Genomic DNA, 13,160 nt, shown 5'->3' with positions numbered 1-13,160 from the left:
TTCAGCTTCACTCCCCAAAATTGTCAGGTACATATATCTTCGGTCGATTCGGACGGGAAGTTTAGGGAATTGGCTAAAACAGGGGATTGTAAAATCTGCAGTGGATAACGCAGCCCTCGGGAAGTGGTATCAAGCGGAGCTGGATATGAAAAAAAGCCGCCCGTAAGCCGGGCGGCTCTGTGAACAGGGACTGGATTAGGCCAAAGCGTCAGCCTTGAGCTTGTCCGCTTTGTCGACGCGCTCCCAAGGGAGGTCGATGTCGGTGCGGCCAAAATGACCGTACGCAGCAGTCTGGCTGTAGATCGGGCGGCGCAGGTCCAGCATCTTGATGATGCCGGCAGGACGCAGGTCAAAGTTGTTGCGGATCACTTCAACCAGTGTTTCTTCGGCTACCTTACCGGTACCGTAAGTATCGACATTGATGGAGACAGGGTTGGCTACGCCGATCGCATAAGCCAGCTGGATCTCGCATTTGTCGGCCAGGCCGGCTGCGATGATGTTCTTGGCCACATAGCGGGCAGCGTAAGCGGCGGAACGGTCAACCTTTGTCGGATCCTTGCCGGAGAATGCGCCGCCGCCATGGCGGGCGTAGCCGCCGTACGTATCGACGATGATCTTGCGGCCTGTCAGACCGGCATCCCCTTGCGGACCGCCGATGACGAAGCGTCCTGTAGGATTGATATAGTACTTGGTGTCCGCATCCAGCCACTCTTCCGGTACGACAGGCTTGATGACGTGCTCGCGGATATCCTGCTGGATCTGCTCCAGCGTGACTTCCTCGGCATGCTGGGTCGAGACGACGATCGCATCGACGCGGACCGGCTTGCCGTCCTGGTATTCGATCGTCACTTGCGTCTTGCCGTCCGGACGCAGGTAGTCCAGCGTACCGTCTTTGCGCACCTCGGCGAGGCGGCGGGAGATGCGGTGCGACAGCGCGATCGGCAGCGGCATCAGCTCCGGCGTCTCGTTGGTGGCGAAGCCGAACATCAGGCCCTGGTCTCCAGCGCCGATATCTTCATTCTCCTCACGGATATTCTTGCCGTCCCGCGTCTCTATCGCCGCATTGACACCTTGCGCGATATCGGCAGACTGTTCATTGAGCGAAGTCAACACAGCACATGTGCTGTAGTCGAACCCGTACTTGGCACGCGTGTAGCCGATATCCTTCACCGTACGGCGTACGATCGCCGGGATATCGACATAATCCGCACGGCTGCTGATCTCGCCGATCACGAGCACCAGACCCGTAGCTACCGAGACTTCGCACGCTACGCGCGCATGCGGATCCACTTCCAGAAATGCATCGAGTACCGCATCGGAGATCTGGTCACAGATCTTGTCCGGGTGTCCCTCCGTTACCGACTCCGATGTGAACAAATGGCGTCCTTTAATTGACATCCGTATCAACCTCCTAAAACCTTCGTATAATAAGTCCATAGGTGCAGAATCTCTCGTCCCCTTGGACGAAGAAAAACCAAAAAATCTGCTTATTCAAAAAATGAACCTTTTCCATATAGGAAAAGGTTGTTATACAACACTTTCTAGGACAGTATGATACCGGATATGCCGCTAGATGTCAACGAGAACCCCTTAACACTTCCTCGGCTTGGGCGATCAGACGCCGCGTGATGCCGCCGCCTACCGCACCGGCTTCGCGGGTGGCCAGGTGGGACCAGGACTCCTTGGCATGATAGGCGCCTTGAGCGCTGCCGGCCTCGCCCAGATCTCCGGCAAATTCGGCATCCAGACCTTCGGCTCCAGTGGTCGGGCGGTAGCCGCTGCCGACCTGCAGGCCGAGTTCTACGGCGACTTCGTATTTCATCCGGTACAGCGCTTGTTTGCAGGCAGGGACGACAATTTTGTTACTGCGATTGGACATGATCTGCACCTCCATCGGTTGATGTAGATAGTATATGGAGACACAACTGCGGCCAAGCATATAACATGTTGTCAATCCCGGCAAAATGTACTACTTGATCGTATAGCCGCCCGTCACCAGGACGACCAGCTGGTTCTTGTTGACCGTAGGGTCCGGTACAATGCCCCGGCCATCGCGGGGGAACAGCAGCAAGTGGTTGCGCGGCACGGCTTGTCCGTTCTTGATGTCTTTGCCCTCCGTCACATCGGAGATGCCGTCGACATCCTGACTGTAAGCCAGGGCGTTGCCAGCCCGGACGACGAATTGCGCCCCTTGGTCGGCGATCAATGTCTTGCCGATCGGTACAGTGACGACTTCTACCTGGGAGCCGGTTTCTCCAGGTGTCGTCGGTGGAGGCGTCGTGCCTCCACCGCCTGAGCCGCCTTGTCCCAGCGCCGCAGCGATCTGTTGATCGACGTAGCTCTTCGTGACCACCGGATCCTGGGTTGAGCCCGGCTTCAAGGCATTGCCTTCAGCTTGCGTAGTTAATGTAGCACCTATGATAATTCCTACTCCTAAGGTCACTGTCCCCAAAACAATTTTAGTCTTCTTCATTTTTACTCCTTTCAACTATTTTATGGATTGTTTACAAACCATTTCATATCTCGAGAAGCCATAAGAAATTTCTGATTACCAGCTTTCAAGTAAATCTTCAAATTAAAATCGGTATATTTCTCAAGTTTACTTGTCAGATTTGTATCCATAAATAAAATTGATTTCTTAACTGCTAAACCTTCAACAATGTAATCGGCATCCTCTTTATCTGTCAAGAATATTTCTTTAGTAAATACACGATTGAGCTTATCTAAATTTTGAAACTCGAATACAAGTGACAAATCATCTGGCAGGTGTCGATAATCGATGGATTTTTCCAAATCATATTTCAAATCAAGATTTATACCATTTACACTGGAACCATCGGTATTGAGATAAGTTTGTAAATCGTAAATATTCATTGTGTGTCCTGCAAATAGAAGTTCTTTTAGTTCATTTTTAACTAGCAAAGGTTTAGTTGATGCTTTTAGCATTCGAACATTAACTACACCATCAGCAGATTCTTCACCGCTAATGATTTTGTTGTCCTTAACACCATAACCAATGAGTAATTTTAATTCCTTGTCAGCAACACCTTTTGGAACAGTTCCCCATGCATGCATAAGCATGCTATCTTTTGCCCCAAGTAGTGCTTTGGTTTTGCTCACAACCAAAGGAAAGACTTCATTCGATTCCGTTTGTACGTACATTATAAACTGGGGGGGTGCTAGTTCTCGCAATTCAGCAGAGTCGACTTTTACCTCTACGTAAATTCTATCTTGACCTTTACCCTCTTCTAACATAATCTGTCCAACTTCTGCTGTGCTTTTCAATCCTGCTAATTGAAAATTCAGTTTAGAACTGTTACTAGCTCCATATTGATTCCTAATAAGAGAGCTTAATTGCCCCACCAGTTTCTTTTGGTCACCGACCTTTTCGTAAATGACTGCTCTAATCTGTCCTAATTTTGTATTATATGGAACTTGAGTATATGCATAAATCGCACCGTTTTGATTAGATTGCAATTGAACATTTGGCTCAACAGCAAGGAAGGAAAGACTCTCATCCGTTAATTTTACGTTGTCTGAATACAGATCCATCACTAAATTAGGCTGCTTTACTGCTTTGCTTGACAGATTGGTCAATTGCAATTCAACAGCTAGAGAATCTTGTGATTGCCAAGGCAACCTTTGAACATTCCCAATTTGAAGATGAAGAGCATTATATTCAATAATATTTGATGCAGAGCTCAGTCTCTCAACAGTTGGTATTTTGTAAGTCCCTACCACCTTGGTAGAGGTTTCATCTTTATATTTAAATTGCATAGATAAATCTTTAATCGAGTCTAGTTTATCTAATTCAGTGGAAAGATTCAATACAGTATTTCCCTTAGCAGGAAGTGTGGTTAAATTTGACTCCTCAAGTTTTAGCACTTGGACATTTTTAGAATGTACTAGCTGATACTCTGTATTGGTAAGGTTAAATTCTTTATTGCTGTTGTTGTTTATGTCAAATGTCAAATAAAGTTTGCCTGAATTACCTTCCGGGATAATGATAGCAGAAGAAAGCAGCGTAGTTAATTCAGTTGAGTTGATGCTCACTTTATGTGATGCTTCATATTCCACAGTTTCTGCCACTGCCGCTACCTCTGGTTTTGCTGAGGGCATTTTAAAAGAAGCAAGTGGAACATTAATTTTATCTGTTTCCTCAAGCTGTGTTATCACTAGCCGTAAGTTATTATTATAAGCATTCACCGGTATAGAGCTTTTAATCGTGACAATTTGCCTTTCTTTAGACTGAATCTTAATGTCCTTAAGAGATTCATCATCTACTGAATACATGGCGTTGTTGTTGGATAAGATCATAAATTTCAAGCTATCCAGACTAATACTTCGATTTCCAACATTCTCTAATAAAAAGGAAAGACTTAAATGATAAAACCGTTCGTCTTTCGTATACGTGACCCCCTTGATAGCGGATTTCAACTTGGAATTATTAATTACAACATATTTTGGTTCAAATGGCGTAGCGCTATTGGTATAGGTACCTGGAATCTTTATTGATCCTATAAATCGTTCGTAGTTCGGTGCATCAAAGTCCCAACGGATCATTTGGATCTGAAAATCACTCAACTTCGCACCCTGCGTTACTTTTGAATAATATGTAAGTTCGACAGCTCCCTTAGCCGGTACATTATTTTTAGTTTTATCCTTTGTAACTAATTGTGTCTTAAGCACTTGTCCACTATTTGTTTTAAGTTTGACCCAGTAGTCAAGTAAAGACAAGGTTTTGCTGCTGTAATTATTGAAGATTAAGGTGTAAGTAAAGTAGGTTCCACTTTCTTCAGTTAGAATATCCACGTGACGAACAGACACATAGCTTCCATTTCCTATGTACAATGATTCAAGTTTTGTTGGAGAGGCCTCTACTAAAGATGAAGCCATTAAAGATGTAAATAAAGTCATGATAAGCGCTAGAACTATTCGGCTTTTTAAAATCTTGGTCATTAATCTCATACCTCCTAAGTTGTTCATTTTTGATATTAATTAGACGTTTTTCAGCGGGATTTGTTTCATTAAAACAAAAAAAAGATGGGCTTAAAAGCCCATCTTTTTTCACTAATATTTAGCTCGGTGCAACTACAGTAATTACCAACTGTACATTGTGTCCAGCGGAATCAACTGCATTGATGTAGACTTTAGTACCAACTTCAGGAGTTCCAGTGATAGTAACAACACCAGCGTTAGTGATACTAGTGGTCAACGATCCTTGATCATCACTGATCGAGTAAGCAGTAGGAATCAAAGATTTAACACCGTACTGATCGTTAACTACAAAGTACACAACTGGAATGTTAGCAGCAGCTCTTTCAGCAGTTACGGAAATGTTTGCACCGTCCAGGCTTGTCAGCTCAGCAGGTGTCAATGATACAGTGTGAGCAGCAAGTTCACGGTCTCCGTCAAATCCAGCAGCACCTTCAGATTTGAATGCTTTCAGAGAAGCAGCAGTTGGAGTTGCTTTTTGTACAGTAACTGTACCAGTAACAACTTGGAACGAACCGTTAGGATTTTGGACTGTAGCTTGCAGAGCTACTTCTTTAGTCTCTGCACTATCAGCCCAACGCTTACCGATTACTTTGTTTCCATCGATTAATACGTTACCCAGGTTAGATCCAGTAGCAACGATGGATTGTACGTAAGAGGAAGGAATAGCAACAGGGTTACCAGAAGCATCTGTAGCTACAATTTCAAGAGTCTTAGCAAAGCTTGAACCTGGCGTTTGAGCACCAAACGCTTGGGCAGTTGCAGCAGTTGCGTAATCATTTACGGATTCTTCAGCAGCTGCGTAAACAGTAAGGTCCTCTTTGAACTTGTAGTTAAACGTAGCAGTCGACTCAGCAACATAAATGTTAACTGTTCTCGTTTGAATCAGGTTACCATTGTTGCGCAGTTCGATTGTGATTGTAGCGGATCCGCCAGCAGTCACACCATTCAGTTTAACACCATCATTGATCAATTGCGATGGAGTTGGAGTTGGGTTAGAAACAGTTACTGCTGCGTTGTTGCTTGCAACAGAGAAAGTGTGGTTAGCAAATCTGTTCGAGTTATGAGCAATTTCGCCACCATATTGATCGGTTACTTTAGCTTTCAAAGTTGCTTCTTGACCTGCAACCAATACATTAGCAGTTACAGTTGTAGTGAATGCTGTAGGATTAGCAGCATCTTGAACATTGGCAACGAAAGTTGTCAATTTGCTCGAGTTGTTGTTAGTAATAGTGATTGTCGCAGTACCTCTAGTAATACCAGTAACTCTGAGAGACTTGCCATCAGCTGTGAAAGAAGCATTAGCTACAGAGTTATTAGAAGTACCCAGAGAGAATTGACCAATAGCATTTGCAAAACGTGCAGCTGGGATGACAGCGCCATATTGATCATAAACAGTAACCGGGATATCTACAGATGCACCAGCAGTCAGCGTTTGGGGTTGAGCTCCCAGTACGATGCTGTCAGTAGTGGATACGCCAGCGATAGAAATATCTTTAACAATTACTTTACTTACTGCAGACAGAGTAGCGATCAATTTAACATTGCCGGATTTGTTTGCAGCAATTTTAACAAACAACTTTCCGTCTTCGACTTTCAGACCAGTAATAACGTCTGCTTTATCGGTAGTGAAGTTCACACCGTTAACAGCAAATGCGCCTGGTGCTGCTTCAGCAGCGTTGTCGAAAGTAACTGTGTTTCCAGCGCCGTCTTTCAAAGTGTAAGGCAACTCATAGAAAACAGCAGTAGTTTTTTCATTCAACGCAGTTTCGTTAGCAGGAAGTACAATGTTTCCGAAAGTCAGTTCAGACATCGCAGCATCAGATACTACCAAGGTAGCCGAAACAACTACGCTAGCGTTATTAGTGTTAACGCCAGTTACAACCAATTGGTCACCAGTTCTAACAAGACCAGCATCATTAGTGTTAACTGTGAAACCACCAGCGTTAGCCACTGCAGGTACGTTAACACTCAAAGTTCTGTTGAATACAGTCCAGTTGAAGTTATTACCTTGAACAGTGCTCATAACTTCACCGTACTGGTTCAGACCTTCTACACGAACTTGTGCATTTGCAGTATTAGGCTTAACTGTTGTGTTAGCCAGACGTGCAGATGTCAGAGTCTCAGCAGTCACGGTCAGTTCAAAGCTAGTTTGGCTAATTTCGCTGATTCCAGCTACGTTAACAGTGTAAGTGCCAGCAACCAGGTTGTTGTTGCTAACAGTAGTCAGCGTAGCAACTTTTTTCTCATCATCCCAAGTTGTTGTAACAGGGATATTTTGCGAACCCAGAGTTACTGTGAATGTAGCAGTCTCAGTAATTGCTCTGTTGAATTTAACTTCGAATTTTTTAGCACCAGCCACCGAAGCTTCAACTTGTGCTTGAGTCAGTGTTACAGATACTACGAAGTCAACGCCTTTGTAAGGTACTGTTACGTTAGTAGCTTGGTTAGGAACCAGAGCAGTAGCCAGTTCAACTTCAACTACTTCTTCAGTTGTTCCGTCGGTGAATGTTACTTCGATGTTGTTCGCATCGATAACTTCAACGCCAGCAACTTCATTGTTTACCAGTACGTATACAGTATAAGCATTGTTTACAAGAACAGAACGCAGAGCGTTTGCTTTGTAGTTAGGACCTTCGATTGGCAGCCCAGCTCCGATAGCAGCAACGATGTAACCTTCTGCCCACGGGCTGTAAGTGCCTGTCAGGTTGCCAGTTTGCTCACCCAGTCCAAGTGCACGTGCCAGTACGATAGCCAGTTGTTCTACCGTTACTCTACCGTTAGGATCAAAACGGTTCAGGCCTACGCCTTCCATCAAGCCAGCAGCTGTTACAGCGCCGATGTACTCAGCAGCCCAGTGGGTTCCAGGTACGTCAGTGTAAGTATTCGCGGAAGGGTTAGAAGGCGCTTCAGTCAGCAGTGCGAGTACTTTGGAGAACTCTGCACGAGTCATTTCGCGGTTGAGGCCAGGATCATTATTTGGCGGGTAGCCTTCAAAGATGCCAGCTTCTCTCAGGATATCAAAGCGATCCTGAGGTGTTTCAGCTGCGGACGCTACGGCAGCAAACATGGAGAACACCATAGCGATGGCCAAAAGCAACGATAAACTTTTTTTCATAACCTTTTGTTCATCTCCTCTAAAATGTTTCGGTTGTTGAGAGTCTTGTCTTGCAATGTGATGGCTCGTATCCCTCATCGGCCGATTCACCCCCTTCCCAGAGTTGAGCGCGATATAGTAAAGAAAGTCTGCGTGGCATGCTCTAATACATTATGTAAGATCATGTCGCAGAAACTTGTAAACTAGCGTAGAAAAATATGGTAGAAACGCATGCCACTAGAACATTATACAATGGGCACTCCCTACCGTAAAGCACATTTTCTGAAATCGTGCTCCGGAGCCTCTTGCTTGCGACTCCATGTATATAAACGCACGGTTTTCGGAAAAGTTGCGAATCTCATAAAAAAAGTTTGAAGTTTTTTTAATCGTTCAAGCCGTGTTCAAAACTATGTAACAATTGGCTGGTTTCGCTACAGCTGGCAAGGTCTCACAATATGTATGCTGTCGAAACCTAGTATAGCTTGTTACCCGCATTTCGTCATTGAGAAACATTTACCAACGGATTAAAAATCCGCCAGTTGTGCCAATGCCTCAGAAACCGGATTAGAACTCTATTAGTCTCTTTCTAAGAGAGTCATTTGAGAGTTCTCATTTTTGCACACGGTTTTGTGATTATACCTCATTTTGACAGGTGAATGCAACAAGCGGCCATCCCCTGCGGGACAACCGCTTGCTGCAAGCCGGATTACTGCGTATACAGCCTTGGCAGCTTCTTCTGATCGGCCATGACCTTGGCGATGATGATCGCCGCGTCGCTGCGCAGCAGTCTCGCCTTCGGCTGGAACACATTGCCCCGGGACGGATCGTTGATGTCCACAGGCGCGCCCTGGATGAACGCCTTCTTCTGGATCGCAAGGACCGACGGAGCCGCATAGAAGTCCATCGCTCCCTCGTCCCGGAAGGCCTTCTGGAGGTCGCTGCGAACTTTGGACGCATTGGTCTCCAGCTTCAGGTTGAGCGCCTTGGCGAGCATCACAGCAGCGTCCTGGCGGACGATCGGCGACTCCGGATCGAAGGCGCGCGGACGGGTGCCGCGGACGAAGCCGGAACGCGCCGCTGTCTCGATATAGCGGTAATCCCAGATGGCATTCAGATTGATGGCATTGCCCATGTTCGGCACATCGTCGAAGTGGTTGTTGCCGTCATAGCTGAGCGGCATCTCCAGCGCCCGGACGATCATGCGGGCAAACTCGGCACGGGTCACGTACTGGTCGCCGCCGAACATCCCGCTCGGGTCGACCGCGTTCATGACGCCCTTGGTGAACACAGCCTCCATCGCCTCGCGGCCGTATGGATGGTCGGTGATGTCGTTGAAGCCATAACTGAGCTTGGCCACGGTATAGTAGCCGAATTTGTCGAACGGTACCGTGATCGTGTTCTTGCGGTCGTCGACGACGCCGCCGATGTTCTCCCACTGCTGGGTGAACGCATCGAACCGGAACACCGTTACCATCGTCCCTGCGCCCTGACGGATCGTAGGATCGTAGGCCAGCGTCAGTGTACCGCGCTTGGACGGTACCAGCTCACGGTCATTGGCGCGGGCGTAATAATACTGCTTCGAGACGCCTTGCTCCCTGGAGAACGGATACGGGTCCACACCTGTCGCGATCGGGTCGTAGACGTTTGGCGTCGTCGCATCATCTGCCTGTCCCGGATCGATCCAATACACCGGACTGGACTTGATATAGCGCTGCGGGAAGCTCGCGGCGAATAGAACCCGGCCCATCGACAGGTCGAGGTCATAGTTGGCCGGCACAGATTCGAAGTCGTGACGGTCGACTACGCCGTCCACCGGGTTGGCAATCGCGAACAGCAGGTTGTGGCCGCTGTACACCTGGCCTTTCAGGTTGTCCGGCACGTTGTAGTCTGTACGGATCAGATTGGTTCCGCGGTCAAAGCTGAGCGTCAGCCCGTTATCGAACAGCTTGTGCGAGTTTTTCATCTGTTCCATGATCTGATGCCCGGGGATCGACTCCGGTACGTATTTCACGTTGAAGTAATCCTTGATCTCGTCATTGCCCCGGCGGATGATCAGATCCATACGGGTGTCGCGACCTGCGCGAAGGCCGGTGACGACTACGCTGAACGCATCGATCAAGCGCGGCTGTCCGTCCTCCATGCGGCTGTAATCGCGGTAGACGATCTTGCGCGCTTCCTGTTTATTCACATTGAGGCTCTCTGCACCCGGCGAAGCAATGATCACCTCGACGAAGTTCTGATTCAGCACCCGCTTCTCCAGGACCGGCGCCAGGATGGTGTACGGGATCGTCGTCGGATTGATCTCCAGACGATACGTCGCTCGCGGTCCGGTCTCGCCGCTGTTGAAGACAGTGATGTTGTAGACCTTCGGACTCCCGTCCGTCGGCAGTTGCTGGTTCGGCAGGAGGAAAGAGAAGCTCTCGGTCTCCGTATGGTATTGCACCGTCAGCCCGGGCACATTTACCGCGCCGCTGACCGGCTCATTGTCTTCGTTCTGGTTGGGCGAGCGAACGATCAGCGTATTCTCCAGCGACCAGTTGATATCCGGTTCCCCGGCGGTACTGATGCGGAGCATGTAGTTTCTGCGGTCGGCTCCCATCGTGCTAAGCTTTGAGCTGATGTTAGTCAGCGTCTTGCCGAGATCGATGAAGTCAAACGTGCCGTAGATATTCATCTCCGCTTCCTTGGTCGTATAGATATTGCCCGACATCGGGAACTTCGGATCATTCGGCAGAGGGACATTCAGACCGATACTATACGGATAGACGCCGTCCGTATTGTTCGCCGGGATCTCCGGCAGATTGGTCGGCACCAGCGTCAGCTTCATGTTGCGCTCGTAGTTGTTTCTGGCCGTGCGGAACACAAAGCGGATGTTGTTGTCCCCGGATTTGAACAGCGCGTTAAATGCCTTCTCCTCTTCCCCCGTCTTCAATCTGAACTTGGCGCGGTTCGTACCGGCAGCCGCATCCTGCTGCAGCAGGATATGCGTATTGTTCACATAAAGGAACACGGTCTGCGGCTCGATCGGCGGCCCCGGTACCGTCTCATAGACGATATCATTGGGGTTCGGAACATTCAGCAGCTCGCCCCGGAAGTAATCCAGCAAGTTGGTGATGAGGGCTGCTTGACCGTCACTGTTCTGCAGCGTGGTGTCGTAGTATTCCGACATCGTATCCTGCAGCTTCGTGAAGCTGACATACGGTCCATATAGCAAAGTGATAGGTGCAGGATAGACCGCAGCCGATGTATTGGTTACATCAGCAGTGTTAAGCTTGAAGTTGATCGTCTGCTGTCCGGCAGACGGCAGCTTGCGGATCTCCAGAAACACCCGGAGGAACCGCTGTTCGACGCCGTCCACATTGCGTTGGGTGACGTAGCTGACATCCGGACGCTGCACATAGCTGAATGGCAGAGTCGTATTGATGTCGCCTGTGGGATCACCGTTCGTATGGTTCCTGCCTGCCGCATCCCTCACGCTGTCGATCCGCAGCAGATTGTTCGGCGGGGTGGCCCAGTTCTCGAAATTGCCGATCAGCACCTCTACACCCATCGGCAGCGAGAAGATATCGGCATTCTCAATATCGGAGCCCTGCATGCTCTCCAACTGACCGTTGGTGGTGCTGCTGGAATAGCCCGGCAGATAGTTGATGTCCTCGATATAGGCCAGCCCGCTGTCGCGCAGTGTAAAGGAGAAGATCTCGGACAGATCCGTCCCCGCAGGCACGCGGACCCGGTTCATCCCCTGGAACTGGATGGTGTGCCGTTTGTCGAACTCCAGAGCGGACGTCGAGAGATCGATCGAGTAGTTCAAGGTCATGAAGCGGTCGTTCGGCGTCAGCACATAGCCTGCCGGTTCGATGTCGATGGGAGCCGGAACCGCCGCGAACGCGCCGTTGTCCAGTCTGTATTGAAGCGCAGCCGATGCCAGATCCGTAGGACTCGGCGTATGCGTGCCTGTGGTCTGGTCATACACAACCGGCACGATGACCTTGCCTTCCAGCCTCAAGTTGGTATTAGGCACAGAGAAGTTTGGACCGTTCTCCACCGTAGCGGAGGATCCATTACTATGCTTCAGATTGAGGTCGAAGAACGTCACGGTGCCGTTATAGAACGCGATGTCTCTTGTCGTTTCAACCATATTGTTATTGTTGAACACGCGGATCGTGACTGTATTCTTGCCTTTGACGATGTTGACCGGCGCAGCTACGAAGTTCCAGTCGTTGATGCTGTTGACGGAATACGTATAGCTCCGGTTGTTGACGATGACGGTCACACGCTCCGCATTGGGCGCTTTGCCGCTGATGCTGATGTCGGCGCTTGCTCTGCCTTGGGATGGTGTCGAATGCACGACAGTCGTGCCTTCTTCCTTGATCTCGAACTGCTGACCGTCCAGGCTCGCCATCAGGTTGAACAGCGTCGGGCTGTTGCGGTACTCGATGTAGATCGAATCCGACACCTGCGTGCTGCCTTGCGTGCCTTTGAACGTGATCTGGTTCAGCCCCGGATACAGCTGGACGTTGTGGATCGAGATGCTGCTGCCGCTGAGCGAGATGTTGCTCGTCTGGTTCTCGTTCCTGTTCGTCGTATGGGGAACGCCGTTCACCATCTGGATCACGCTGTACGTGATTGTGCTGCCGATGACGTTGTTGATCGTGCCGTTCAGCGTGACCCGTTCATTGGTGGTCACTCTGGCATTGTTGGCTGCATACTGCTCATTGGGGAAGAAAAAGTTGCGTGACGTATTGGCTTCGGCCTGATTGCCGTAGATCGGCGCCATCGTGACCAATAGCGCCACGGCCAGCAGGACGGTAAGTGCTTTTCTAAACATGGGGTCCTCCTTAGAAAGTATGATATAAGAGCTAATCGTATCAGATGCGTGCGGATGCTCACGTCATATCCCGGATCGAGTCATTCGGTTCAACAACGGGTCGGAAAAGATCGTATCGCGTTCCCCCTCTGCCTGCTTCTCGCCTGGTTGCCCCGCGTACAGGTACTGTATCTATGTTTATCGGTTAAGGGTGGGTTGTTTTTTAGGATGGTGTGGAAAAAGAAATCGCTTAAGGTGAAA

The 13,160-nt window shown here is 48.9% G+C and carries 6 protein-coding genes; all 6 read right to left on the bottom strand.

What is annotated here, in order from left to right:
- Nucleotides 1-195 precede the first annotated feature (195 nt).
- The 6 genes from metK to ABC336_RS18735 all read right to left on the bottom strand — a co-directional run bounded on the left by metK (nt 196) and on the right by ABC336_RS18735 (nt 12,920).
- The gene (metK, locus tag ABC336_RS18760; RefSeq protein ID WP_413240089.1) at nt 196-1,398 is read right to left on the bottom strand and encodes a methionine adenosyltransferase; all 1,203 of its coding nucleotides are present in this window, start codon (nt 1,396-1,398) and stop codon (nt 196-198) included.
- A gap of 178 nt (nt 1,399-1,576) precedes the next feature.
- Entirely contained in the window at nt 1,577-1,879 is a 303-nt protein-coding gene (locus ABC336_RS18755; RefSeq protein ID WP_413240088.1) for an alpha/beta-type small acid-soluble spore protein, read from the bottom strand.
- A 90-nt stretch (nt 1,880-1,969) separates the two neighbouring features.
- Nucleotides 1,970-2,473 carry a hypothetical protein gene (locus ABC336_RS18750; protein ID WP_413240087.1) on the bottom strand — a complete coding sequence of 168 codons (504 nt, stop codon included), beginning with the start codon at nt 2,471-2,473 and terminating at the stop codon, nt 1,970-1,972.
- A 20-nt stretch (nt 2,474-2,493) separates the two neighbouring features.
- The gene (locus tag ABC336_RS18745) at nt 2,494-4,959 is read right to left on the bottom strand and encodes a hypothetical protein (protein ID WP_413240086.1); all 2,466 of its coding nucleotides are present in this window, start codon (nt 4,957-4,959) and stop codon (nt 2,494-2,496) included.
- Between the two features lie 118 nt (nt 4,960-5,077).
- A complete protein-coding gene (locus tag ABC336_RS18740; RefSeq protein WP_413240085.1) occupies nt 5,078-8,191 on the bottom strand; it encodes an S-layer homology domain-containing protein in 3,114 nt (1,037 codons plus the stop codon).
- Between the two features lie 607 nt (nt 8,192-8,798).
- A complete protein-coding gene (locus ABC336_RS18735; protein WP_413240084.1) occupies nt 8,799-12,920 on the bottom strand; it encodes an S-layer homology domain-containing protein in 4,122 nt (1,373 codons plus the stop codon).
- Between the last annotated feature and the right edge of the window lie 240 nt (nt 12,921-13,160).

It is taken from the genome of Paenibacillus jepli, from assembly GCF_047238105.1.
GTDB lineage: Bacteria > Bacillota > Bacilli > Paenibacillales > Paenibacillaceae > Paenibacillus_D.
Note: the sequence above shows the minus strand (reverse complement) of the source record. Positions and strands in the feature narration are given on the sequence as shown.

What these genes read in the sequence shown, in the direction of transcription:
- ABC336_RS18745 (WP_413240086.1), bottom strand. Translation starts at nt 4,959, where the DNA reads ATGACCAAGATTTTAAAAAGCCGAATAGTTCTAGCGCTTATCATGACT.
- metK (WP_413240089.1), bottom strand. Translation starts at nt 1,398, where the DNA reads ATGTCAATTAAAGGACGCCATTTGTTCACATCGGAGTCGGTAACGGAG.
- ABC336_RS18750 (WP_413240087.1), bottom strand. Translation starts at nt 2,473, where the DNA reads ATGAAGAAGACTAAAATTGTTTTGGGGACAGTGACCTTAGGAGTAGGA.
- ABC336_RS18735 (WP_413240084.1), bottom strand. Translation starts at nt 12,920, where the DNA reads ATGTTTAGAAAAGCACTTACCGTCCTGCTGGCCGTGGCGCTATTGGTC.
- ABC336_RS18740 (WP_413240085.1), bottom strand. Translation starts at nt 8,191, where the DNA reads ATGAGGGATACGAGCCATCACATTGCAAGACAAGACTCTCAACAACCG.
- ABC336_RS18755 (WP_413240088.1), bottom strand. Translation starts at nt 1,879, where the DNA reads ATGTCCAATCGCAGTAACAAAATTGTCGTCCCTGCCTGCAAACAAGCG.